Origin of the sequence: Micromonospora inyonensis (assembly GCF_900091415.1) — a bacterium.
In the GTDB taxonomy this organism is placed as follows: Bacteria; Actinomycetota; Actinomycetes; order Mycobacteriales; family Micromonosporaceae; genus Micromonospora; species Micromonospora inyonensis.
In genome coordinates this window covers 2,504,533-2,528,192 of the sequence record NZ_FMHU01000002.1, presented here as the reverse complement: position 1 = coordinate 2,528,192, position 23,660 = coordinate 2,504,533, and the positions used below count along the sequence as shown (strand labels likewise).

At 74.0% G+C, this 23,660-nt stretch carries 19 protein-coding genes; 13 read left to right on the top strand and 6 right to left on the bottom strand.

Translation table 11 applies throughout. The annotated features are described in order from the left end of the window. Positions 1-6: 6 nt before the first annotated feature. Genes GA0074694_RS25660 through GA0074694_RS25645 form a run of 4 tightly spaced genes read left to right on the top strand, consistent with a single transcriptional unit; the run spans position 7 to position 9,774 of the window. Complete coding sequence (locus GA0074694_RS25660) at positions 7-951, top strand: TauD/TfdA family dioxygenase (RefSeq protein WP_091462583.1); 945 nt, start codon at positions 7-9, stop codon at positions 949-951. Then, the gene (locus GA0074694_RS25655) at positions 951-1,142 is read left to right on the top strand and encodes an MbtH family protein (RefSeq protein ID WP_091462582.1); all 192 of its coding nucleotides are present in this window, start codon (positions 951-953) and stop codon (positions 1,140-1,142) included. The genes GA0074694_RS25660 and GA0074694_RS25655 overlap by 1 nt, the downstream gene beginning before the upstream one ends. Then, a complete protein-coding gene (locus GA0074694_RS25650) occupies positions 1,139-4,258 on the top strand; it encodes a non-ribosomal peptide synthetase (RefSeq protein WP_091462581.1) in 3,120 nt (1,039 codons plus the stop codon). The genes GA0074694_RS25655 and GA0074694_RS25650 overlap by 4 nt, the downstream gene beginning before the upstream one ends. Beyond that, on the top strand, positions 4,258-9,774 hold the full coding sequence (locus GA0074694_RS25645; protein WP_091462580.1) for a non-ribosomal peptide synthetase/MFS transporter: 5,517 nt from the start codon (positions 4,258-4,260) through the stop codon (positions 9,772-9,774). Before GA0074694_RS25650 ends, GA0074694_RS25645 begins: the two co-directional genes overlap by 1 nt. A 78-nt stretch (positions 9,775-9,852) precedes the next feature. Here GA0074694_RS25645 and GA0074694_RS25640 read toward each other — a convergent pair whose 3' ends face one another. Then, positions 9,853-10,536 (bottom strand): GGDEF domain-containing protein, encoded by a 684-nt coding sequence (locus GA0074694_RS25640; RefSeq protein ID WP_091462579.1) that lies wholly within the window; start codon positions 10,534-10,536, stop codon positions 9,853-9,855. A 268-nt stretch (positions 10,537-10,804) separates the two neighbouring features. On the opposite strand from GA0074694_RS25640, the gene GA0074694_RS25635 reads away from it, so the two are divergent. From GA0074694_RS25635 to GA0074694_RS25625, 3 genes are all read left to right on the top strand, one after another. Further along, positions 10,805-11,044: a DUF397 domain-containing protein gene (locus GA0074694_RS25635; RefSeq protein WP_091462578.1), complete on the top strand. Its 240-nt coding sequence runs from the start codon at positions 10,805-10,807 to the stop codon at positions 11,042-11,044. 127 nt (positions 11,045-11,171) lie between these two features. Continuing rightward, a complete protein-coding gene (locus GA0074694_RS25630) occupies positions 11,172-12,233 on the top strand; it encodes an SAM-dependent methyltransferase (protein WP_091462577.1) in 1,062 nt (353 codons plus the stop codon). A gap of 145 nt (positions 12,234-12,378) precedes the next feature. Continuing rightward, on the top strand, positions 12,379-13,923 hold the full coding sequence (locus GA0074694_RS25625; protein ID WP_091462576.1) for a protein kinase domain-containing protein: 1,545 nt from the start codon (positions 12,379-12,381) through the stop codon (positions 13,921-13,923). A gap of 17 nt (positions 13,924-13,940) precedes the next feature. Here the strand turns inward: GA0074694_RS25625 and GA0074694_RS25620 are convergent, their stop codons facing one another. Beyond that, the gene (locus tag GA0074694_RS25620; protein WP_245714907.1) at positions 13,941-14,780 is read right to left on the bottom strand and encodes an MOSC domain-containing protein; all 840 of its coding nucleotides are present in this window, start codon (positions 14,778-14,780) and stop codon (positions 13,941-13,943) included. 387 nt (positions 14,781-15,167) lie between these two features. On the opposite strand from GA0074694_RS25620, the gene GA0074694_RS25615 reads away from it, so the two are divergent. Further along, positions 15,168-15,758, top strand: a complete 591-nt coding sequence (locus GA0074694_RS25615) for a hypothetical protein (protein WP_091463700.1) — start codon at positions 15,168-15,170, stop codon at positions 15,756-15,758. A gap of 88 nt (positions 15,759-15,846) precedes the next feature. Here GA0074694_RS25615 and GA0074694_RS25610 read toward each other — a convergent pair whose 3' ends face one another. Beyond that, positions 15,847-16,086 (bottom strand): molybdopterin-binding protein, encoded by a 240-nt coding sequence (locus GA0074694_RS25610; RefSeq protein ID WP_141714277.1) that lies wholly within the window; start codon positions 16,084-16,086, stop codon positions 15,847-15,849. A 96-nt stretch (positions 16,087-16,182) separates the two neighbouring features. Here GA0074694_RS25610 and GA0074694_RS25605 point away from each other — a divergent pair, with 96 nt between their 5' ends. Both GA0074694_RS25605 and GA0074694_RS25600 read left to right on the top strand, forming a co-directional pair. Continuing rightward, positions 16,183-17,148, top strand: coding sequence for a pirin family protein (locus GA0074694_RS25605; RefSeq protein ID WP_091464002.1), 966 nt, complete (start codon positions 16,183-16,185; stop codon positions 17,146-17,148). A gap of 53 nt (positions 17,149-17,201) precedes the next feature. Continuing rightward, the gene (locus GA0074694_RS25600) at positions 17,202-17,867 is read left to right on the top strand and encodes a hypothetical protein (RefSeq protein WP_091462574.1); all 666 of its coding nucleotides are present in this window, start codon (positions 17,202-17,204) and stop codon (positions 17,865-17,867) included. Between the two features lie 287 nt (positions 17,868-18,154). Here the strand turns inward: GA0074694_RS25600 and GA0074694_RS25595 are convergent, their stop codons facing one another. Then, positions 18,155-18,808: a DUF1345 domain-containing protein gene (locus tag GA0074694_RS25595; RefSeq protein WP_141714276.1), complete on the bottom strand. Its 654-nt coding sequence runs from the start codon at positions 18,806-18,808 to the stop codon at positions 18,155-18,157. 51 nt (positions 18,809-18,859) lie between these two features. Continuing rightward, positions 18,860-19,129: a DUF2795 domain-containing protein gene (locus GA0074694_RS25590; protein ID WP_091462572.1), complete on the bottom strand. Its 270-nt coding sequence runs from the start codon at positions 19,127-19,129 to the stop codon at positions 18,860-18,862. A gap of 220 nt (positions 19,130-19,349) precedes the next feature. Here GA0074694_RS25590 and GA0074694_RS25585 point away from each other — a divergent pair, with 220 nt between their 5' ends. Next, on the top strand, positions 19,350-19,760 hold the full coding sequence (locus GA0074694_RS25585) for a DUF2267 domain-containing protein (protein ID WP_091462571.1): 411 nt from the start codon (positions 19,350-19,352) through the stop codon (positions 19,758-19,760). Positions 19,761-19,864: 104 nt separating this feature from the next. On the opposite strand, the gene GA0074694_RS25580 is transcribed toward GA0074694_RS25585, so the two are convergent. Further along, positions 19,865-21,034, bottom strand: a complete 1,170-nt coding sequence (locus GA0074694_RS25580; protein WP_091463998.1) for a CaiB/BaiF CoA transferase family protein — start codon at positions 21,032-21,034, stop codon at positions 19,865-19,867. Positions 21,035-21,352: 318 nt separating this feature from the next. Between GA0074694_RS25580 and GA0074694_RS25575 the strand changes: the two genes are divergently transcribed. Both GA0074694_RS25575 and GA0074694_RS25570 read left to right on the top strand, forming a co-directional pair. Further along, positions 21,353-22,543 carry a glycosyltransferase family 4 protein gene (locus GA0074694_RS25575; RefSeq protein ID WP_091462570.1) on the top strand — a complete coding sequence of 397 codons (1,191 nt, stop codon included), beginning with the start codon at positions 21,353-21,355 and terminating at the stop codon, positions 22,541-22,543. Beyond that, positions 22,536-23,567, top strand: a complete 1,032-nt coding sequence (locus GA0074694_RS25570) for a glycosyltransferase family 9 protein (RefSeq protein WP_091462569.1) — start codon at positions 22,536-22,538, stop codon at positions 23,565-23,567. The genes GA0074694_RS25575 and GA0074694_RS25570 overlap by 8 nt, the downstream gene beginning before the upstream one ends. Positions 23,568-23,660: the final 93 nt, after the last annotated feature.

The window sequence follows — 23,660 nt, the reverse complement described above, 5'->3', positions numbered from 1 at the left end:
GAGCAGATGAGCGACACGATCGCCACGTTGCCGGTGGTCGTCGAGAACGACGGCACCGCGCTCACCGACCTGATCGACCGACGCCGGGCGGAACTGCGGGCGACCCTGGTCGAGCACGGCGGGCTGCTGTTCCGCGGCTTCGACGTCGGCGGGGTGGACGGCTTCGACCGGGTGGTCCGGGCCCTGGCCGGTGAACCGCTGACCTACGCCGAACGCTCCTCGCCCCGGCACGCCATCAAGGGGAAGGTCTACACGTCCACCGATTACCCGGCCGACGAGGAGATCTTCCTGCACAACGAGAACTCGTACCAGGCGCGCTGGCCGTTGACGCTGTTCTTCTACTGCATCACCGCGCCGGAGACCCTCGGCGCGACGCCCCTGGCCGACGTGCGCCGGGTCTACGAGAACATCGACCCGGCGGTGCGCGAGGAGTTCGTCCGGCGGCGCTGGATGCTCGTCCGGAACTTCCACGCCGACTTCGGCACCCCGTGGCAGCACGTGTTCAACACCGACGACCGGGCCGAGGTCGAGGCGTACGCGTCGGCGAACCGGATCGAACTGGAGTGGATCGGCGCCGACGGGCTGCGGACCCGGTCGGTGCGGGACGTGGTGCACCACCGGCCCGGTTCGGACACCCCGCGCTGGTTCAACCACGCCACGTTCTTCCACGTCAGCACGCTGGCCAAGGACCTCCAGGAGGGGCTGCTGGAACTCTTCGGCCCGGAGGGGCTGCCGTCGAACACGTACTACGGCGACGGGGCGGAGATCCCCACCGATGTCATGGACCACCTGCGGGACGCGTATCGTGCCGCCAGCGTCCGTTTCGACTACCAGCGCGACGACGTGCTGGTGGTGGACAACATGACCGCCGCGCACGGCCGTGAGCCGTTCACCGGCCCCCGCAAGATCGCTGTCGCCATGGCCGAACCGCACACCCCTGGAGAGAAGTGATGTCCGACCCCCGATTCCTGGTCGTGCGCAACGACGAGGAGCAGTACTCGATCTGGGCAGCCGACCGGGAGTTCCCCGCCGGCTGGCAGGACGCCGGCTTCGCCGGCACCCGGGAGGAGTGCCTGGCCCACATCGGCACCGTGTGGACGGACATGCGGCCCCGTTCCGTCCGGGAGGCCACGGCGTCATGAACGACGTGAAGGAGTGGACCTTCCCGGCGTCGTACGCGCAGGAGCGGATCTGGATCGCCAACCAGCTCGACGCCGGCTCTCCGGTCTACAACGTCTCCAACCTGTGGTCGTTCCCGGAGGGTGTGACCGTCGCGCAGGCGAACCGGATCGTGGGTGAGATCATCGCCCGGCACGAGTCGCTGCGGACCCGCCTGCATGCCGACGACGGCACGCTGAGCCAGGTGGTCCGGGCGGTCGAACCGGTCGAGCTGGAGGTGGTCGACCTGCGCGACCTGCCCGAGGCGCAGCGGCGGCCCCGCTTCGACGACCTCCTCGCCGAACTGGCCCGGACCCCGATCCCGGTGGACGCCGCGCCGCTGTGGCGGGCCCGTCTGGTCCGCATGACCGACACCCGGGTCGTCCTCCAGTTCGTGGTGCACCACGCGGTCTTCGACGCCCGCTCCGCGGTGGTCCTCGCCGGGGAACTGACCGCGCTGGGCACGGCCGCGCTGACCGGCGTCCCCGCCGCGCTGCCCGAGCTGCCGATCCAGTACGCCGATTTCGCGGTCTGGCAGCGCGAGCAGCTCACCGGCGCGGAGCTGGACCGGCAGCTGGGCTTCTGGCGAAAGCACCTGGCCGGTGCCCCGGCGGCGACCACCCTGCCGCTGGACCGGCCCCGCCCCGCCGAGCTGGGCTACGCCGGGGACGAGGTGCACTTCACCCTTCCCGACGGGCTGCTCGACCGGGTCGGCCGGCTGGCCACCGGGTCGACGGCCACCCCGTTCATGGTGCTGCTGGCCGCCTTCACCGCGCTGCTGCACCGGATCTCCGGCGACGAGGACCTGGTCGTCGGGGTCTCCACGGCGGGTCGGGACAACCCGGAACTGGCCCCGCTGATCGGCATGTTCGTCAACCCGGTGGCGCTGCGCTGCGACCTGGCCGGCGACCCGACCTTCGCCGACCTGGTCACGCGTACCCGGGACGGGCTGGTCGACGCGATGGAACACGGCCGGACGCCGTTCCAGCGGATCGTCGAGGCGGTCGCCCCGCAGCGGGACCCGTCGGTGCAGCCGGTCTTCCAGACCGCGTTCAACTTCATCCCGGACTCCGGTCTGGACCCGGTCGCCCTGGGCACCACAAAGGACGACCTGGCCTTCGACATCACCGCCACGACCAGCCGGCTGCTCTACCGGACCGCGCTGTTCGACCGGGCCACCGCCGAGGCCGTGGTCGCCCGGTACGTCCGGCTGCTCGACGCCGCCGTGGCCGAGCCCGGCACCCGGGTCTCGGCGCTGCCGCTGCTCGACGCCACCGAGCGGGACCTCGTCCTGCACGGGTGGAACGACACCGCCCGTCAGGTGCCGCCGTCCACCCTGGTCGCCGAGGTCGAACGGCAGGTGGCGGCCACCCCGACCGCGACCGCCCTGGTCGCCGACGGGCGGTCGCTGACGTACGCCGAACTGAACGGCCGGGCCAACCGGCTCGCCCGGATGCTGGTGTCCCGGGGCGTCGGGCCGGGCGCGCTGGTCGCGCTGGCGCTGCCCCGCTCGGCGGAGCTGCTGGTGGCGATCCTCGCCGTGCTCAAGTCCGGTGCGGCGTACCTGCCGGTGGACACCGGCTACCCGGCCGGGCGGATCGCCTACCTGCTCGGCGACGCCGAACCGGTCCTGGTGCTGGCCACCCCGGAGACCGCCGCGCTGGTGCCCCCCGGCGCGCTGGTGCTCGACGGTGAGGTCGGGGGCAACGACGCCGACCTCACCGACGCCGAGCGGACCGCCCCGCTGCTGCCCGCCCACCCGGCGTACGTGCTCTACACCTCCGGCTCCACCGGCCGTCCGAAGGGGGTGGTGGTCGAGCACCGGGCGGTGCACGCGTACCTGGCCTGGGCCCGGGACACCTATCCGGGGCTGGCCGGCACCGCGCTGCTGCACTCGCCGGTCTCCTTCGACCTGACCGTCACCGGCCTGCTCGGTCCGCTCACCGCGGGTGGCACGGTGCGGCTGGCCGGGATCGACGAGGCCGCCGCCCGCGCCGGGGGGCCGCCGGCCTTCCTCAAGGTCACCCCGAGCCACCTGCCGCTGCTCGACGCCGACCTGTCGCCCACCGGTGACCTGGTCATCGGCGGCGAGGCGCTCACCGGGGAACAGCTCGCCGCCTGGCGGGCCACGCACGAGGGCGTCGCGGTGATCAACGAGTACGGTCCGACCGAGGCGACCGTGGGCTGCGTGGCGGCCCGGATCGCCCCCGGTGAGGCGGTGCCGGCCGGGCCGGTGCCGATCGGCCGACCCACCTGGAACATGCGCGCCTACCTGCTCGACGCGCACCTCAACCCGGTGCCACCAGGGGTGGCCGGCGAGCTGTACGTCGCCGGGGTCCAGCTCGCCCGGGGCTACCTGTGCCGGCCGGGCCTGACCGCCGAGCGCTTCCTGCCCTGCCCCTTCGGGGCGCCGGGGGAGCGGATGTACCACACCGGGGACCTGGCCCGCTGGCGGGCCGACGGGACGCTGGAGTACCTGGGCCGCCGCGACCACCAGGTCAAGGTGCGGGGTATGCGGATCGAGCTGGGTGAGATCGAGTCGACCCTGCTCGCCCACGCCGGCGTCCGGGAGGCCGTGGTCGCCGTGCGTACCGACTCGGGCGAGCCGACCCTGGTGGCGTACCTGGTCGGCACCGCCGACGAGGCCGAGGTCTCCGCCGAGGCGGCCCGGCAGCTCCCCGCCCACCTGGTGCCGGCCGCGTTCGTCCGTCTCGACGCACTGCCGCTGACCCCGAACGGCAAGGTGGACCGCGCCGCACTGCCCGCTCCGGCCGCCACCGAGGCCGTCGGGTCCTACGTGGCCCCGCGCACCGACGCCGAGGCGCTGGTCGCCGAGGTCTTCGCCGACATCCTCGGGGTGGAGAAGGTCGGCGCGTACGACGACTTCTTCGCCCTCGGCGGCAACTCGCTGCGCGGCATGCGGGCGATGTCCCGGATCCGCGCCGAGGTCGACGTGGACCTGCCCATGCGGGCCCTGTTCGGTGCCCCGGTGGTCGCCGACCTGGCCACCCAGATCGAGGCGCTGATCGCCGCCGAGGTCGACGAACTCTCCGAAGCCGAGGTCGCCGCGCTGCTCGCGGCGGAAAAGGGAACACCCTGATGACAGACCTGAAGGATGCCGCGACCCGGGAAGCCGCCCGCCAGGCGCTGATCGCGTCCCGGCTCCGTCGGCGTCGTGCCACCCCGGCGGCCGGGATCACCCCCCGGCCGCCGGAGGCGACGGTGCCGCTCTCCTACGCCCAGGAGCGGGTCTGGTTCATGGACCAGCTCGCCCCGGGCGAGGCGGCCTACCACATCGCGGTGCCGCTGCGGGTGCGCGGTCCGCTCGATTTGCCCACCCTGCGGACCGCGCTGGCCGCGTTGACCGACCGCCACGAGTCGCTGCGCACCCGCTTCCCGGCCGACGCCGACGGCCGTCCGACCGTGGTCGTCGCCGAGCATGTCGAGGTGCCGTTGACCATCGTGGACGCCCCCGACGAGACCGCCGCGCAGGAACTGGTCGACCGGGCCGCCACCGAGCCGTTCGACCTGGCGGACGGGCCGCTGCTGCGGGCCACGCTGATCCGGCTGGCCGACGACGACCACGTGCTCTTCCTCGGCAAGCACCACATCGTCGGCGACGGTTGGTCGGTCGACGTGCTGCTGCGCGACCTGATCACCCTCTACCGGGGTGGCGAGCTGCCCGCCCTGCCCGTCCAGTACGGCGACTTCGCCGTCTGGGAGGCCGCCCAGCTCGACGGTCCCCAGGCGAGGACGCACCTCGACTACTGGAAGCAGCGGCTGGCCGGGATCACCCCGCTGGAGCTGCCGCTGGACCTGCCCCGTCCGGCCACCCAGACCTACCACGGCGACTTCGTGGAGTTCACCGTCGACCGGGCGGTCACCGACGCGCTGAACGCGCTGACCCGGGACGCGGGCGGCACCCTGTTCATGACGCTGCTCGCCGCGTACCAGGTCTTCCTGTCCCGGCACGCCGGCCAGGAGGATTTCGCCGTCGGCGCCTCCGTGGCCGGTCGGTCCGCGCCGGAGCTGGAGGACGTGGTCGGCATGTTCATCAACATGCTGCCGCTGCGCGCCGAACTGGCCGGCGACCCCACCTTCACCGAGCTGCTGGAGCGCACCCGGCGCGGCGTGCTCGACGGCTTCGAGCACGCCGAGGTGCCGTTCGCCCGGGTCGTGCAGGAGATGGGCCTGCCCCGGGACGTCAGCCGCTCCCCGGTGTTCCAGTCGATGTTCGTCCTCCAGAACTACGAGATGGGCCGCTTCCGGTCCACCGCCGACGACGCCGAGGTCACCTTCGAGTGGCAGCCGATGGAGCTGCGCGCCACCCGGTTCGACTTCGAGCTGCACGTGGTGGAGGTCGACTCCGGGCTCTGGGGGAAGCTGGTCTTCAACACCGACCTGTTCACCCGGGCCACCGTCGAGCGGATGGCCGAGCGGTTCACCGGCCTGCTCCGGTCGGTCGTGGCCGCCCCCGACACCCGGGTCTCCGCGCTGGAGCTGGCCGCCCCGGACGAGCGGGCCCTGCTGGCCGGCTGGAACGACACCGCCGCCGACTTCCCCGCCACGGCCACCCTGCACGGGCTGGTCGAGGAGCAGGTGGCCCGCACCCCCACCGCCCCGGCGGTGACCTTCGAGGGGCGTACCTGGTCGTACGCGGAATTGAACGCGGCGGCCAACCGGATCGCCCACCGACTGCGGACGGCCGGCGTCGGCCCGGAGACCCTGGTCGGGGTCTGCGCGGAACGCTCCTTCGAGCTGGTCGCCGGGCTGCTCGGCGTACTCAAGGCCGGCGGGGCGTACCTCCCCCTCGACCCGGAGTACCCGGCCGACCGGCTGGCCTTCATGGTCACCGACGCGGCAGCCCCGGTGGTGCTGGTCCAGGAACACCTGCGCGACGTGCTGCCGGCCACCGCCGCCACCGTCCTCGCCCTCGACGACGCCGCGCTCTGGGCCGACCAGCCCGCTGACGACCCGGCCCCGACCGCCGCGTGCGGCAACCTGGCGTACGTCATCTACACCTCCGGCTCCACCGGCCGCCCGAAGGGAGTGCCGAACACCCACCGGGGCATCGTCAACCGGCTGGACTGGATGCAGCGGACGTACCGCCTCGGCGGTGACGACGCGGTGCTCCAGAAGACCCCGGCCAGCTTCGACGTGTCGGTCTGGGAGTTCTTCTGGCCGTTGCAGACCGGCGCGCGACTGGTGCTGGCGAAGCCCGGCGGGCAGAAGGACGCCGGCTACCTGCGGGACCTGCTGATCGGTGAGCGGATCACCACCGCCCACTTCGTCCCGTCGATGCTGACCGTCTTCCTCGCCGAGGAGGGCGTCGAGGCGGCCACCGCGCTGCGCCGGGTGATCTGCTCGGGCGAGGAGCTGCCGCTGGCCTCGGCGGTGGAGTTCACCGCCCGGCTGCCCTGGTGCGGCCTGCACAACCTGTACGGCCCGACCGAGGCCGCGATCGACGTCAGCGCCTGGCCCTGCGAGCCGGCCGCGCTGGTCGGGCTGACCAGCGTGCCGATCGGGGCCCCGATCGCCAACCTGCGGCTGCACGTGCTCGACCCGGCCGGAAACGAGTGCCCGGTCGGGGTGGCCGGTGAGCTGCACATCGGCGGGGTCGGCCTGGCCCGCGGCTACCACCGCCGGCCGGCGCTGACCGCCGAACGGTTCGTGCCGGATCCGTTCTCGGGCGAGCCGGGTGCCCGGCTCTACCGCACCGGTGACCTGGCCCGGTGGCGGCCCCAACCGGACGGGACCGGGGTGATCGAGTTCCTCGGCCGGATCGACCACCAGGTGAAGCTGCGCGGCCTGCGGATCGAACTCGGCGAGATCGAGAGCGCGCTGCGCGAGCAGCCGGAGGTGACCGAGGCGGCGGTGGTCGTCCGCGAGGACACCCCGGGCGACAAGCGGCTCACCGCGTACCTGGTCGGCACGGCGGAGGCGGCGGCGCTGAAGGCGGCACTCAAGGAGAGCCTGCCCGAGTACATGGTGCCGAACGCCTTCGTCACCCTGGACGCCTTCCCGCTGAGCCCCAACGGCAAGCTGGACCGGAAGGCGCTGCCCGCCCCGGTGGTCAGTCGGGAGGCGTCGGTGGCTCTGGTCGAGCCGCGTGACGACACCGAACGCCTGCTCGCCGGCATCTGGTCGGAGGTGCTCGGCGTCCCCACGCTCGGCATCGACGACGACTTCTTCGACCTGGGCGGGCACTCCATGCTCGCCACCCAGGTGGTCGCGAAGATCCGCAAGGCGGACCTGGACACCCGTCCGGTCGGCGTGATGGACCTCTTCCAGAAGCGCACCATCCGGGACCTGGCCGGCTTCATGACCGGCGGCGCGGAGTCCGACGGCCCGCGGCGGCTCCTCTACGAGCTGACCAAGCCGATCCCGGCCGCCCAGCGCACGCTGACCTACGTCTGCGTCCCGTACGGCGGTGGCAGCGCCATCGTCTACCAGCCGCTCGCCGACGCCCTGCCGGCCGGACACGCACTCTGGTCGCTGGCCATCCCCGGCCACGACGTCGGGCTGGACGAGGAAGCGCTGCCCTTCGACGAGCTGACCACCCGGGTCGCCGACGAGATCCTGGAGCGGGTCGAGGGACCGATCGCCCTCTACGGGCACTGCGGCGTCGGCAGCGCGATCGCCGCCGACGTGGCCCGCAAGGTCGAGGCGGCCGGTCGGGAGCTGGAGGCCCTCTACATCGGGGCGATGTTCCCGTTCGCCCGCCCGAAGGGCCCGATCGCCCGGCTGCGGACCCGGCTGGAGAAGCTGCGCAGCAACCGGCACTACGCGAGCTGGCTCAAGTCGATGGGGGTGGACACCGACGAGCTGGAGCCGGAGCAGGCGGACCGGATCCTTAGCAACATGCGGGCCGACTCGCGCGCCTCGGAGGAGTACTTCACCGGGTTGCTCGACCGGCGGGCGACGAAGCTGCGCGCGCCGATCATCTCGGTGGTCGGCTCCGAGGACCCGGTGACCGACTACTACACCGAGCGGTACGCCGAGTGGCAGTTCCTCAGCGACACCCTCGGGCTGGTCGTGCTGGACCAGGCCGGCCACTTCTTCCTCAAGTACCGGGCCGACGAGCTGGCCGAGGTGGTCACCACCACGCACCGGGCGATGGCCACCGGGGACACCCGCGCCCTGGAACCCGCGGCCAAGGGCGAGGACGCCGCCTGGACGCTGCGCGACCGGCAGCGGATCGGGGTGGACGACCGCCCGGCGAAGGACGTGGTCCGCCCGAGCATGGCCCGGTTCCTCGCGGTGACCGTCGGGCAGCTCATCTCCACCACCGGCAGCGCGCTGACCGCGTTCGCCCTGCCGATCTGGCTGTTCACCGAGACCGGGTCGGTGGCCAACCTCGGCCTGCTGTGGGCCCTCGCACTGATCTGCGGCGTGCTGATGCTGCCGGTTGCCGGCGCGGTCACCGACCGGATCAGCCGGCGCCGGATCATGATGATCGCCAGTTCGGCGGCGGGTACGGTGCAGGTCGTCCTGGCCACCCTGCTCTGGACCGAGGACCTCGTCCTCTGGCACATCTACCTGCTGGTGGCGCTGAGCCAGGTGGCCGGGTCGTTCCAGCGGATCGCGTACCAGTCGTCCGTGCCGCAACTGGTGCCGAAGCGCTACCTGGGGCACGCGATGGGCATCGCCCAGCTCTCCAACGGCTTCGCGATGCTGCTGATGCCGGTCTTCGCCGCCGGCCTGCTCGCCGCGATCGAGCTGAAGGGCATCCTCCTGATCGACGTGGCCAGCTACGTGCTGGCAGTGGCGACCCTGGCCGTGGTGCGCTTCCCGGACCTGCTCGGCTGGCGCCCCCGGGAGCGGCTGCTGGTGGCGATCGTCAACGGCCTGCGCTACTCGTGGAACCACCGGGGCTTCCGGTTGATGCTCGGGTACTTCGCGCTGGGCAACGTCTTCCTGGCCCCGGCGCTGGTGCTGACCACGCCGCTGGTGCTCTCGTTCGCCACCGCCACCGAGGTCGCCCAGGTGGCGCTGGCGGAGGCACTCGGCGCGGTCGCCGGCGGCGTGCTCATGTCGCTCTGGGGCGGGCCCCGGCACCGCCGGATCATCGGCGTGCTGGTCGGCAACCTCGGCACCGCCGTGGGCTGTGTGATCGTCGGGCTGGACGCCTCCGTGGCGGTGATCGCCGCCGGGGCGTTCTGGCTGGCCATGTCGATGACCACCGCGCAGAGCATCTACGCCACCATCGTGCAGGTGAAGGTTCCGCAGCGGTACCACGGTCGGGTGTTCAGCCTGAACCAGACCATCACCTGGTCGACCCTGCCGATCGGCTTCGCCCTCCTCGCTCCGGGCGCGACCGCCTGGTTCGAGCCGATGCTCGCCCCGGGCGGGGCGCTGGCCGGGTCGGTGGGCGCGGTGATCGGCACCGGCGAGGGCCGGGGGATCGGCTTCGCGTACGTCGTCTTCGGGGCCGCGCTGGTCCTGGTGACGCTCGGTGGCTTCGCGATCCGGCTACTGCGCCGTTTCGACCTGGAGGTCGAGGACTCGCTGCCGGACGACCTGATCGGCGCGCAGGAGCGCCAGCGCCGCCGGGCCGAGCGGGCCGCCCGCGCGGCGGAGCAGCAGGAGGAGGACCGGGTGCCGGTCGCCGTCTAGGCGCCGGTGGCGACGAACCCCCGACACGCGAGCGGCGTGCGGGGTTCGTCCGTTCCTCAGCAGTGGACGGTCGACGGGTCAGCGGTGGACCGTCAGCGGGTCGTCCTGGTGGGGCCCGAAGTGGTGGGTGTCGACGGGGTGGGTGTCGAGCAGTTGGCGGGCCGCCCCGAGGCTCTTGGCCCGGTACATCGCCGCGTCGGCGCGGCAGAGCGCGTCGGCGAGCTGGGCCGGACCGCGTACCGGTGCCAGCCCGACCGAGGCGGTGACCCGGAGGCTGACCGTGCCGTGCTGGATGGGTGCGGCGAGTGCGTCGCTGAGCCGGTGGGCGGCGTGTTCCATCCACCGCCGGTCCACGGTGGGGCTGGCCAGCAGCCCGGCGAACTCGTCACCGCCGAGGCGGGCCACCAGGTTGTCCCCGGCGAAGGCCGCGAACCGCTCTGCGACGCTGACCAGCACCTGGTCGCCCGCGGCGTGGCCGTACCGGTCGTTGACCTGCTTGAAGTCGTCCAGGTCGAGGACGACGGCGGCCAGCGGTCTGCCGGCGGCGTCGGTGAGCAGGCTGGCGGCGAGGCGGTAGAACGCCCGACGGTTCGGCAGCCCGGTCAGCGGGTCGTGACTGGCGGCGTGTCGCTCCGCGGTGAGTTCCGCCTGGAGCGTCTCGATCCGCGCCTCGGCACGGACCGCCCGCTGCCGGAGCTGAAGGCCGGCGGCGACGGCTCCGGCGGCGCAGATGCCGGACACGATGGTGAACGGATCTGGCACCGACGTCCCCCCGTCATCGCGTCGCGGTGCGCCGTGCAGCGGCCCGACACGACCCTGTGTCAGGCCCGTTTCCCCTGGTCGCACCCCAGGTCCGAGTAACTGAAAGTGAACGGTTGGGTACCGCTCACGTGCGATATCATGCTCGCTGTCCAATGCAGATGCAATAGCAGATGCACGTGCATCTGCCCACGAGTCGATATTTCGCGCACCCTTCGTCGTCGTCCCGTTGCACGCGGTGGCGGGCGGCCAACCGAACGAGAGACGCCCCATGCAGCAGCCACAGAACGGCGTTCCCACCCGTGACCTGCCTCCGCTGAAGTGGCAGAAGAGCCGCCGGAGCAACCCCAGCGGCAACTGCGTCGAGTTGGCCGAATTGCCGGGCGGGGCCGGGATCGCGATGCGCAACTCGCGCCATCCGGAGGGGCCGGCACTGATCTACACGGTCGACGAGATCGCCGCCTTCGTGCTCGGCGCCCGGGACGGGGACTTCGACCATCTGATCACCTGAGCGTGTCCCGGCAGCGGGACCGGCGGGCCGTCCGCCTGACTACGCCTGACTCTGGGTTCATGGCATGCTTACACGTCAGCCGGTCGGGGGCGTCCGGCGGGAAGAGCGGGCAGGCGGAGGTCACCACGTGACGACGGGTCCAGCCGAGGGGGGACCGGCCAGTGGGCCGACGGTGCTGCGCATGCTGCTCGGCGCGCAGCTCCGTCGGTTGCGGGAGAGCAGCGGGGTCACCCGCGAGAACGCGGCCTGGGAGATCCGTGCCTCCGAATCCAAGATCAGCCGCATGGAGCTGGGCCGGGTCGGCTTCAAGGATCGGGATGTCGCCGACCTGCTCACCCTCTACGGTGTCACCGAGCCGGGGGAGCGGGACGCGCTGCTCAAACTGGCCCGCGACGCCAACAGCCCCGGTTGGTGGCACCGCTACGGCGACGTCCTGCCCGGCTGGTTCCAGTCGTACCTCGGGCTGGAGGCCGCGGCGGCCCTGATCCGCAGCTACGAGGTCCAGTTCCCCACCGTCCGCACCAGCGCCCGGGAGAACCGTCGCTTCCTCCAGCGGGCGGTGGCCCATCTGGCCCGGGAAACCGGCGTCCGGCAGTTCCTGGACATCGGCACCGGCATCCCCACCGCGGACAACACGCACGAGGTCGCCCAGTCGATCGCCCCGCAGTGCCGGGTGGTCTACGTCGACAACGACCCGATCGTGCTGGCGCACGCCCGCGCCCTGCTCACCAGCACCGCCGAGGGGGCGACCGCCTACCTCGACGCCGACCTGCGCGAGCCGGAGCGCATCCTCGGCCACCCCGACCTGCGCCGCACCCTGGACCTGACCCGACCGGTCGCCCTGATGCTGGTGGCGGTTCTGCACTTCGTGACGGACGACGAGGACCCGTACGGCGCGGTCGCGCGGCTGCTGGACGAACTACCCGCCGGCAGTCACCTCGTCGCCTCGCACGCCACCGGCGACCATCTGCCACTCCCACCCCGCCCGGTGGGCGCGCGGCACGACGGCGACCCGCACGGCCTGGTGGTCCTGCGCAGCCGGGCGGAGTTCGCCCGCTTCTTCACCGGCCTCGAGCTGATCGAGCCGGGCATCTCGTCGGTGGCCGAGTGGCGGGCCGAGCACGAGCCGCGGCCCCGTCCCACCGCCGCCGAGGTCAGCATGTACGCCGCGGTCGGCCGCAAGCCCTGACCGCACCGCCGCGACCGCCGCCCGGTCGCCGGTCCCGAGGTCCCTTTTTCGACCGTCCACCCCCGGACGTCAGCCACCGGCCGCCCGCACCAGCCGGCGGGGAGCGGGTGGTGCCGCCGGCCCGGGGAGGGCAGACTGGAGCACCATGTCGCCGCCGTTCACGCCCGGCCTCCGGCTGCACGACCGGTTCGTCCTGCGCGAGCGCATCGGCCTCGGTGGGATGTCCGAGGTCTGGCGCGCCGACGACGAGGTGCTGCACCGCCCGGTGGCGGTCAAGGCCCTCGCCGGACAACTCGCCGCCGACCCGGAGCTACGCGCGACCATCGGGCGCGAGGCCCGCGCGGCGGCCCGGCTGACCCACCCCCACGTGACCCAGGTGTACGACTACGGCGAGGCGACCCTCGCCGGTGGCGTCGTGGTGCCGTACCTGGTGATGGAACTCGTCGAGGGGGAGAACCTCGCCGACCGGCTGACCCGTGGGCCGCTCGCCTGGCCCGACGCCGTCCGCCTCGGCGGGCAGGTCGCGGCCGCCCTCGCCGCCGCACACCGGATCGGAGTGGTGCACCGCGACATCAAACCCGGCAACGTCATGCTCACCGACACCGGGGCGAAGGTGCTCGACTTCGGCATCGCCGCGCTGGCCGGGCCGCACCATCCGCTTGCCGGTCGCGGCGGGGGAGAACCCCTGATGGGAACTCCCGCCTACATCGCCCCCGAGCGGCTCGCCGCTGGCCCGCCCGACCCGGCCAGCGACGTCTACGCGCTCGGCGCGCTGCTCTACCGGACGCTCACCGGCCGCGCGCCGCTGCCCGTGCGGACCTGGGAGGACGCTCTGGCGGTGCACGGTCGGGGCACCCCCGCGCCGCCGCTGGGCATCCCCGAACTGCCCGCCGACGTCGACCGCCTGGTGATGTCCTGCCTGGCTGCCGCGCCCGCCCGCCGGCCCGGGGCCGCCGCCGTAGCCGACCGGCTGGGCGCGGGCCGGCCGCCGCACCCGCCCACCACGATCCTGCCCACGCTGTCGTCCGTCCCGCCCACACCCGTCGCGTCGCCCCCCACCCTCGTCGCGAGTCCGCCCACCCTCGTCGACCGGGCCCCCGCCGGCCCGCCGCCCCGGCCCGGCTGGTCCTCCGGCACCGAGCCGACCCGGGTGGCGCCCCGGCCGCCGGGGACGATGCCGTCCCGCCGGTTGCTCGGTGTCCTGGTCGCGACCGGAGTCGCGCTGCTCGTCGGACTGGTCGGGGTGTTCGCCCTCGGCGACGACCGGCCCAGCCCGTACACCGTGGACCGTGGCGCCACCGTCGGGCAGGCCGACCCGGCGACCGGTGCACCGGCCTCCACCGGGCCCCCACGTACCACCCCCACCGCCCCGCGCTCCCAGCCGAAGACCCTGCGGGAACTGAAAGACCAGTTCACGGCCGTGGTCGACGAGGCGGAGGCGCGGGGCGCCATCGAGGCGCGCACCGCCGACCGGTTGCGCGACAAGGTGGACGAACTGGAGTCGGGCAAGCCGAAGGACCGGGCCAAGCGGCTCCGGGAACTGCGGGAACACCTCGGCGAGGCGGCCCAGCGACAGCAGATCGACGGCGTCACGACCGCCCGGTTGCTGACCATGCTGGAGCGGTTCCCGGCCGCGCGTGTCGACGCCCGCACGGACGACGACGAGGACGGGGACGCGAACGACGACTGACTCCCCGGCTCCGCTGGTCAGGCGAGCCGGACCCGGTCGCCGACCTCGACCGGGCCGGGGCGGACGACCTGGGCGTACGCGCCGACGCAGGGCAGCGGCCCGAGGTGCGGCACCGGGGCGACCCGGTTCAGCCGGGCCGGCACCCGGAGCGCGTCCGGCTCGGCCGGCAGGTCGCCGTGGGCCAGGGTCGGCACCGCGCAGCGCGGTGTCGGTGCCACCACCCGGAGCACCAGTTCCGGTCCCACGCGCAGTTCCCGGCCGACCCAGCCGTTCTCGGCGAAACCGGGGACGTCGCTGGTCCGGAGCACCAGGTTTGGTCGGTACCGGAGGGCGTCGACCGGTCGCCCCGTGCCGGCGGCCTCGGTGATTCGGTCCAGGGTGGCGGTGGTGACCAGGTGGAGCGGGGCGAAGTCCACGAAGGTCTTCGCGTCGCCTCCGTCGCCGAGCGGCGTCTCGTCGACCGTCACCGGTGCCGTCACGCCGGCTGCCAGGACCTCGTCCGGGCGGGCCCGGTCCAGGGTCGCCCCGGGCGGCACGGTCGCGGTCAGCGAGACCGGCGCGCCGAGCAGTTCGGTGAGGACGGCGTCCACGTCGTCCCCGACGTCCCGTCCGTCCGGCAGGCTGATCCGGACCGGGCCGGGAGGACCGCCCGTGGCCCGGAGGGTCAGCACGGCCCGCCACCGTCGCGGGTGTTTCGCACTGACCACCCGGCCGGTCGTACGGTCCAGCAGGGCCAGCCGACGGTCGCCCTCGACCCCGGCGGGGGTGACGTCGACCCGGGGTAGTTCCTCACCGAGCATCGACTTGACCGGATAGCGCCGGATCGCCTCGACGATCACGCCATCCACCCGTTCCACAGCACCCGACCACCGTACCGGCGACGGGGCGTCACCGGTCGGCTCGATCGTCCCGGATGACCGGGTCGGGGCCACCCCCCGCCCGGGGAATGGTGGGGGTGGGCGGGTGGTTGTACCGGGTCGACGGCCGAGGAGCCGCTCCGCTGCTGGTGGGGCTGGTGTGCGGGCCCGGCCCCCGGAATGCCGGCGGGTGGCGGGTCGTTGTACATGGTTCACCGGCGTGGACGGGCGGTGGTTGAGCTTTCCGCCGGTGGTGAGTCTTTCCCCTTTTCTGTTCTGGTGTGCGGGTGCCGGGTCGGTGCTCGTGCCCCCTGGCACTGTGTTGTTTTCCCCTGGGTGCCGGGGTGTCGACCTCCTGATGGGAGTTCCCCCATGAACACGAACACGATGAATCTGTCGATGCTGCGTAAGGGTGTGCTGGGTGTGGCCGGTGTGGCGTTCGCCGCCGGTGTGGTCGCCGGTCCGGTCGCCGCGGTGGCGGTGGAGTCCCCGGCGCGGGCCGCCACTCCGGTGGCGGTGCAGGGCGACAAGCCGGACACCAGCAGGTTGATGCCGCACGGTGTGCGGGGTGAGCAGTCCCGGATTCCCCTGGACGCGGAGCAGACCGGCAACGTGAAGGCGATCATCGCGGCGACGAAGAAGGCCGGCATGGACGAGCGGGCTGCCGTGGTGGCGATCGCCACCAGCCTGCAGGAGTCGAAGTTGGAGAACCTGGGTCATCTGGGTGACCGCAACGACCACGACTCGCAGGGCCTGTTCCAGCAGCGCCCGTCGAGCGGGTGGGGCACGGTCGAGCAGATCACCGACCCGGAGTACGCCACCACCGCGTTCCTCACCGGTCTGAAGCAGGTCGACGGGTGGCGGGACATGCCCCTGACGAAGGCCGCCCAGACCGTGCAGGTGTCGGCGTACCCCGACCACTACGCCCAGTGGGAGACCCAGGCCGCCGACCTCGTCGCCGAACACTGGACCAGCTGACCCACATGCTGACGGGCCGGCACCCCGAACCCGGGGTGCCGGCCCACACACGTCTTCTCCCGATCAGAGGTGGCGCGTGCGGGCCGGCTCAGGCGACGGTCACCGGATGCCGGACGATGCCGTCGAACAAAAAGCCCAGGGCGTTCGGTGCGGCCTGTTCCGGCTGGGCGGCCCCGGTGACGTCGGTCGCCCGGGCGCGCAGCGTCCACCGGCCCGGACCCGGCGGACGCCACACGGCCGTCCACCGCCGCCAGGCGCAACCCTCGTCGTGCGGGTCGAGGGTCGCCGGCCGCCAGTTGTCACGCTCGCCGGTGCTGATCTCGACCATGCGGATCGGACCCCTGCCCGACCAGGACCGGCCGCGCAGCCCCACCTCCACACCGGCGGGCAGGCGGGCCCCGGCCGGTGACGTATGGTCGGTGGGATGGAGCAGGCCATGCCGGCGCAGACCCGCCCCCCGGGGGTCGCGCCCGCCGACCCGGAGAGCGTGCTGCTGCCCGGACACGACGTACCGCTGGGCCGGTACACCACCGTCCGCCGGTTGCTGCCGCAACGCGCCCGGCGGATGGTCGGGGCATGGTGCTTCGTCGACCACTTCGGGCCGGACGACGTCGGCGAGCGGCCGGGCATGCAGGTGCCACCCCACCCGCACACCGGGCTGCAGACGGTCACCTGGCTGGTGGAGGGGGAGATCCTCCACCGGGACAGCCTCGGCAACGTCCAGGCGATCCGCCCGGGTCACCTCAACGTGATGACCTCCGGTCACGGCATCGCCCACTCGGAGAAGTCCCCGCCCCGGCGGCCGGGGACGATGCACGGCGTCCAGCTCTGGGTCGCGCTGCCCGACGGGGCGCGTTCCGGCGCGCCCGACTTCCACCACCACCCGGATCTGCCCCAATGGCGCGACGGGGACCTCGACGTGACCCTGCTCGTCGGGGAGCTGGCCGGCGTCCGGTCCCCGGCGGTCGTGCACACCCCGCTGCTCGGCGCGCAGCTGGAACCCCGGGGGTCGGCACCGGTCCGGGTGCCGCTGCGCCACGACTTCGAGCACGGCCTGCTGGTCATGTCCGGCTCCGCCGAGGTGGACGGGCTTCGGCTGGCACCCGGTGCGTTGCTCTACGTGCCACCCGGACGCAGGACCCTGACCGTCGAGAGCGCACGGGACGCCCGACTGCTGCTGCTCGGCGGAGCGCCGTTCGAGGATCCGCTGGTGATGTGGTGGAACTTCGTCGGCCGTTCGCACGAGGAGATCGTGGCGGCGTCCGAGGACTGGGCGGCCGGGCGCCGGTTCGGCGTCGTGGTGGACGACCCCGACCCGCCGCTGCCCGTGCCGACGATGCCCACGGTCCGGCTCAGGGCCCGCGACCGGCACGGGCGGCTCCGCGACTGAGCGACGCCCTCGGCGGGCAGGCGTGGCGTGCCCGGGCGCGGGTAGTCGCGGTCATGGCGACGACTGCGACCTCGACCATCGAGGAGAAGAAACGGCTGGTCCGCCGGCTGGCGGCCGGAGGCCGGGGCTTCGCCGAGGAGTACGGCTTCCGGGTCACCAACAACCCGGGCAGCCTGTTCCAGGTGTTGGTGCTCTCGGTGCTGCTCGCCCGGCCGGGCGACTTCCGGCGTGCCCTGGCCGCCACCGATGCGTTCCGGGACGCCGGCTGGGACAGTGCCGGCCGGATGTCCCGGTCCCGGCACGAACACCGCACCCGGCTGCTGCGCGACAGCGGGTTCCGAACGGACCCGGAAGGGCTCGCCGACACCCTCGGTGATCTCGCCCTCGCCGTCGTCGAGCGCTACCGGGGCGACCTGCGGCGGCTCCGGGCCCTCGCCCACCGCGACCCCGCCCGCGAGCGGGACCTGCTGGCCGGGTTGCCCGGCGTGGACGCCCCGGTGGTGGAGCTCTTCCTGCGCGAGGCCCAGGTGCTCTGGCGGGAGGTCGCCCCGGTCGCCGACCGCCGGGCCCTCGCCGCCGCCCGCCGCCTCGGCCTGGGGCGGTCCGCCGGTGAGCTGGCCGGACTCGCCGGTAGTGGCGAGTCGGAGCGGCTAGCCTGGCTGGTCGGGGCGCTCGCCCGGATCGACCTGGAGAAACGGTACGCCGAGCTGGTCCGCTGACCGTGCCCTGTCCCACAGTTTCCCGATAACTAGCCTTTCGGGGGACTTGGCGCCGTACGCTGGTCGTGGCAGAGCTGGCCGCCCGGTTCGGGCGGATGCCGGCCGCCTGGTGGTGCCACCCCGACACGGGTGGCGGAGACCGCCGGTGGTGTTTTCGTGTGGCGCCCGGGTCGCGGTTCGTGGCCCGGGCGCCCGCCTGTCCACCCGGCTTTCCGCCCGAGAGGTGGACCGCCCGTCGCCGGCCGGGCCGGGCCCGGGGGCGGCACCCGTCCCACCGTCCGGTGCGGTCAGCGGGCGAAGCCGGCGACCAGGTTCACAGTCGCGGCGATGATGATCGCCCCGAACAGGTACGACACCAGCATGTGCCAGAGCACGGTCCGGCGCATCTCGTGGCTGCACAGGTCGGTGTCCGAGATCTGGAAGGTGGCCCCGACGGTGAACGCCACGTACGCGAAGTCCACGTAACAGGGCGCTAAGTCCTGATGGAAATCGATCCCGCCGTCCGGACCGGTGTAGTAGACCCGGGCGTACCGGGTGGTGAAGACGGTGTGCACCACCAGCCAGGACAGCAGCACGCTCGCCATGCCGAGCGCGCTGTAGAGGTCCCGGGGCAGCCCGGTCCGCACGTCCCGGGCGGTGCTCATGATGACTCCCACCGCCACCAGGCTCGCCACGCAGGCGGTCAGCAGCAGGACGTCGCGGACCGCCCGGTTCGGGTCCTCGTGGATGGCGAGCCGGGCGGTCCGTTCCGCGTTCATCGGCCAGAGGGCACGCCAGGCCAGGACCAGGTACGTCAGTGCGGCCACGTCCCAGCCGAAGAGTGGGGCGAGACGTGCCGAGACGAGCACCCCGAACAGGATCCCGGTACAGACCCCGATCAGCCCCATCACGGTGAGCTGCACCGAGGCCGGCGTCGGCCGGTCCGGATGACGTGCCGTCAACTGCCACACCGGTGCGCCGCCCGCCGTCCCCGGTGCCGCCCGCCCCGGCGCTCAGATCCGGCGCAGGTGCTGCGCGACGCGGGTGTGCGGTTCGCGGGCCTGGGCGGCCCGCTGGGCGGCGTCGAGTTCCGGCGCGGCCTCCGTACCGGCGGAGCGGGCGACCTCGTTGCCGTTGGCGTAGTCCACCGGCGGGAGCGCCCGCAGCGCCCGCAGCACCTCCGGGGGCGCGCCCTCCCGTTCAGCCTGGCGTACCACGTCGTCCTTGCCCGCCGGGTAGTCCAGGCTCGACAGGTACCGCAGCACCTCGGTGTCACTCACCATGGCAGGAATCCTCCGCCGCCTCTCGTCGGTCCACGACCGGCCGCGGATACCCGTCCACCCGGCGGTCACTCGTCCGTACCGGAAAAACCGGCGGCCGGGACGCGGAGATCCGGCGGCGACGACCCGGAGATCCGGCGGGCGGCGACGCGCCACCGGCCACCGCCGTTTCCCGGGCCCGGCGCCGGGTACGCCCGGTGGGTCCACCCGAGGGGAGTGCCGCATGAACTACGACACCTTCGTCGACCAGGTCGCCCAGCGGGCCGGGGTGCCCTCCACCCGCGCGGTCGAGCTGACCCGCGCCACGCTGGAGACCCTGGCCGAACGCCTGACCGGGGGAGAAGCCCTCGACCTCGCCGCGCAGCTGCCCAAGCCGTTGCAGCTGCTGCTGAGGAAGACCCCGAGCACCGAGCACGCGCAACGGTTCGGCGCGGCCGAGTTCGTGGCCCGGGCCGGCCAGCGCGCCGACGCGGACCCGGTGGCCACCCGGACCGGCATCCGGGCGGTCTTCGCCACCCTGCGCGAGGCGATCTCCGGTGGCGAGTTCGACGACGTGACGGCCCAGCTTCCCCGCGACTACCGGGACCTCGTCGAGGCGGCCACCACCACCGGCGCGGCCCTCCGCCGCGCCTGACCGGCCACCACGACGCCCACCCACCGCGACGCCACCGCCCGCCCCGCGTCCCGTTCGGCCGCAGCCACGACGGCGACACCCGCCCCGCGACCGGCCCGGCAACCTCAGGCGACGGCGGCGTCGGCGCGCAGCGCGTCGATCCGGTCGGGCGGGTAGCCCAGCTCGGCGAGGATCTCGTCGGTGTGCTCCCCGGGGTGGGGCGGCGGGCGACGCAGCGCGGTCGGGGTGCCGGAGAAACGCGGCGCGGGCGCCGGCTGCTCCACCCCGGCGTGCCGCACGAAGGTCTCCCGGGCGGCCATGTGCGGGTGCGCCGGCGCCTCGGCCCAGTCGAGCACCGGGGCGAGGCAGGCGTCGGAGTCGCCGGCGAGCGCGGTCCACTCGTCCCGGGTGCGGGTCCGGAACAGGCGGGCCCAGGCCCGCCGCAGGTCCGGCCAGTTCGCCGGGTCGTCACGGTCCAGCGGCTCGTCCGGCGGCAGCGGGAAACCGGTGCGCCGGACCAGCTCGTCGTAGAAGCGCGGTTCGAGCGCACCCACCGCGACGTACCGGCCGTCGGCACACTCGTACGTGTCGTAGAAGGGTGCCCCACCGTCGAGCAGGTTCACCCCGCGCGGGTCCTGCCACATTCCCATCCGGCGCAGCCCGTGGATCTGCGTGCTCAGCACCGCCACGCCGTCGACGATGGCGGCGTCCACCACCTGACCCCGGGCGCCGGACCGGACGGCGTGGAGCGCGGAGAGGATGCCCAGCGCCAGCATCATCCCGCCCCCGCCGAAGTCGCCGAGGAGGTTCAGCGGCGGCACCGGACGTTCCCCGGCCCGGCCGATTCCGTGCAGCGCGCCGGTCAGCGCCAGGTAGCCGAGGTCGTGCCCGGCGAGCGGTGCGTTCGGGCCGTCCTGCCCCCACCCGGTCATCCGCCCGTACACCAGCCGGGGGTTGACCGCCAGACAGTCGGCCGGGCCGACGCCGAGGCGTTCGGTCACCCCGGGCCGGAAACCCTCGATCAGCGTGTCCGCGTCCCGGACCAGCGCCAGCACCACCTCGCGCCCGGCGGGGGACTTCAGGTCCACCGCCACCGAGCGGCGCCCCCGGTTCAGCAGATCCGGGTGCGGGGTGCCGAAGGCGGCGGGGTCGACCTCGGTCGGCCGGTCCACCCGGACCACGTCCGCGCCGAGGTCGGCGAGCATCATCGCGGCGAACGGTCCGGGGCCGATGCCGGCCAGCTCCACCACCCGCAGCCCGGCGAGCGGGCCGGCGGGCGCAGTCTCGTCGGTCACCGGCACACGATAGGTCACCACCGTCCCCGGTAGGGGGCGGGCGCGTCCGCGGCTACCGCTCGCGTCCGACTCGGTCGCCTCCATGCTTCTTCTGCTTCCTCGGCCGGTTGCTGGCTGGGTCGGGTTGGTTGGTTGCAGGGGACCCCTCCTCGCCAAAAAGCGGTAGGAGGGGTCCCCTGCAACCACCTCGGAGCACCCGGCGGCGGGTTTTCGCGCCACCGCCCCGGGAAGACACCCCGCCCCGGCGACGCACCGTCCGGGGGAGCGGCCCTGGACTCGGCGGGCCGCGGGGGCGACATCGGGCGACGGGGAGGCGACGTGGTGGCCGGCAGCGACCGGATCCGGGTGGCGATGCCGCACGGCCCGGCGCCGGTGGAGCGCGACGGGGTCAGCGACTACGTCGCGCACCTGGTCCGCGCGCTGGACGACGCCGGGGTGACGGTCGTCCCCGTCCCGGTCCGCCCCGCCGACGGGCGCTCGCCCCTGCGCTGGCTCACCGGCACCGCCCGGGCCGCCGAGCGGGTCCGCCACCTCGGTGCCGACCTGGTGCACGTCCAGTTCGCCCCCTCGGCGTACCGGTTCTCCGGGATGCCCGGTCTGCTGCCGCTGCGGCTTCCCCGAAGCCTCCCCCTGGTCACCACGGTGCACGAGTACGGCGGCTGGGCGGTGCCCGGCTGGCTGCCCGGACCCCTCTGGTCGTTGCTGGAACGCGCCCGGCTCTGGGACCGGGAGACCGGCCGGCTGGTGCCGGCCAGCGCGGCGGTGATCGTCACCAACGACGGGCATGCCGGGGTGGTGCGGGCCCGTACCGGGGTGGCGACCGCGCACGTCCCGTTGGCCCCGAACGTGGCCGACCACGCCGGCGCGACCACCGCCGGCCGGCGGCTGCGGGCGGAGATCGGTCTGCCCGGCGGCGCGCCGCTGCTGGTCTTCTTCGGCTTCGTCCACCCGGTCAAGGGGATCCGCCACCTGATCGGGGCCCTGCCCGCGCTCCGCCGTGCCCACCCGGACCTGCGCCTGCTGGTGGCCGGCGGGTTCACCTCCCAGGCACTGCCGGAGGCGGAGGCCCGTGCGTTCCGGGACGAGCTGACCGCGCTGACCCACCGGCACGGGGTGGCCGACGCGGTCACGTTCACCGGGTACCTGACCCCGGAGCGCGCCTCGGCGGCCCTGCACGCCGCCGACGTGGTGGTGCTGCCGTTCACCGCGGGCGTGACCCTCAAGAGCGGGGCGCTGCTCGCCGCGCTGGCCCACGGACGGCCGACCGTGGTCACCGCGCCTGACGGCGGCGGTGACGAGCTGCACCGCAGCGGCGCGGTGGCGGTGGTCCCGGAGCGCCGGGACAGCGCGGCGTTGGCCGCCACCGTCGGGCGGGTGCTGGCCGACCCGGTGCTGCGTCGCCGGCTCGCCGAGCGGGGCCGGACGCTCGCCGCCGGGTACGCCTGGCCACGCGTCGCCGCCGCCCACCGCGACCTCTACCGGCGGCTGCTCGGGCGGCGCGATGGCTGACCGGTACGCGGAGATCCTCGTGGTCGACCTGCTCGGCGGGATCGGTGACCTGATCATGTTGCTGCCGGCGATCCACGGGCTGGCCCGGCGCCACCCGACCGCCCGGCTGCGGGTGCTCACCCACGAGCCCGGTGCCGAGCTGGTCCGCGTCGACCCGGCGGTGGCCGAGGTCCGCACCCCCCGGCACGGGCGGCCCGGCGCGGAGCGGGCGGCGGTGGTCGAGGCGCTCGCCGCGCGGCGGCCGGACCTCGCGGTCACCACCACCCGCTACGACGGCATCCCGGACCTGCTGCTCGACTCCGGCGCCCGCTGCGTCACCGACCTGTGGCGGCGACCGCCGCCGGACGAGCCGGTCGGTGCCCGCTACCTGCGCCTGCTGCACGCCGAGGGGCTGCTCACCCGGGCGGACCTGACCGCCCGGCCCCGGGTGCGCCTGCCCGCGTCGGCGCGCGCCGCCGGGGAGGGGGACGTCGACCGCCTGGTGGCCGCGGCCCGGCGGGCGACCGCCCCGCCGGTGGTGCTGGTGACCGCCGCCGGCATGGCGGTGAAGCGCTGGCCGGACGGCTCCTGGCGCGCCCTCGCCGGCCGCCTCGCCGCCGCCGGCCACCCGGTGCTGACCGTCGGCGCGGACGACGACCCGCCCGGCGTGCCACTACCTCCGGGCGACCTGCCCACCCTCGCCGGGCAGATCGCCGCCGTGGCCCGCCGGGGCGGCGTGGTGGTCGGCCCGGACACCGGGCCGGTGCGACTCGCCGCCGCGGCGGGCGCGACGACGGTAGGGCTCTTCGGGCCCACCGACGCCCGTCGCTACGGGGTGGGCGGCCTCGACCTCCAGGGACTGCCGCAGTGCCCGCACCGCCGGCCCACCGCGATTACCGAACAGCCCTGCTGGTGGGAGGCGCGCTGCCCGCTCGACGCCACCGGTCCGGCCTGCATGGCCGACCTGGGCGTGACCCTGGTCACCGACGCCGTGCGCGCCGCGACACGCCGTCCGTCGCTGGTGTGGCAGGTGCCGGCAGGCTGACCTAACCTTGCCTGGCGAGGGGAGTACTTCCCACGAACCATTCCGGTCAGTACGGCCGCCCGGAGCGGCCTCGGGTGGTTGCCCACGAACGGT

Coding starts and splice junctions, on each gene's coding strand:
- GA0074694_RS25660 (WP_091462583.1), top strand. CDS start 7: ATGAGCGACACGATCGCCACGTTGCCGGTGGTCGTCGAGAACGACGGC.
- GA0074694_RS25655 (WP_091462582.1), top strand. CDS start 951: ATGTCCGACCCCCGATTCCTGGTCGTGCGCAACGACGAGGAGCAGTAC.
- GA0074694_RS25650 (WP_091462581.1), top strand. CDS start 1,139: ATGAACGACGTGAAGGAGTGGACCTTCCCGGCGTCGTACGCGCAGGAG.
- GA0074694_RS25645 (WP_091462580.1), top strand. CDS start 4,258: ATGACAGACCTGAAGGATGCCGCGACCCGGGAAGCCGCCCGCCAGGCG.
- GA0074694_RS25635 (WP_091462578.1), top strand. CDS start 10,805: ATGCAGCAGCCACAGAACGGCGTTCCCACCCGTGACCTGCCTCCGCTG.
- GA0074694_RS25625 (WP_091462576.1), top strand. CDS start 12,379: ATGTCGCCGCCGTTCACGCCCGGCCTCCGGCTGCACGACCGGTTCGTC.
- GA0074694_RS25615 (WP_091463700.1), top strand. CDS start 15,168: ATGAATCTGTCGATGCTGCGTAAGGGTGTGCTGGGTGTGGCCGGTGTG.
- GA0074694_RS25610 (WP_141714277.1), bottom strand. CDS start 16,086: ATGGTCGAGATCAGCACCGGCGAGCGTGACAACTGGCGGCCGGCGACC.
- GA0074694_RS25605 (WP_091464002.1), top strand. CDS start 16,183: ATGGAGCAGGCCATGCCGGCGCAGACCCGCCCCCCGGGGGTCGCGCCC.
- GA0074694_RS25600 (WP_091462574.1), top strand. CDS start 17,202: ATGGCGACGACTGCGACCTCGACCATCGAGGAGAAGAAACGGCTGGTC.
- GA0074694_RS25590 (WP_091462572.1), bottom strand. CDS start 19,129: ATGGTGAGTGACACCGAGGTGCTGCGGTACCTGTCGAGCCTGGACTAC.
- GA0074694_RS25585 (WP_091462571.1), top strand. CDS start 19,350: ATGAACTACGACACCTTCGTCGACCAGGTCGCCCAGCGGGCCGGGGTG.
- GA0074694_RS25570 (WP_091462569.1), top strand. CDS start 22,536: ATGGCTGACCGGTACGCGGAGATCCTCGTGGTCGACCTGCTCGGCGGG.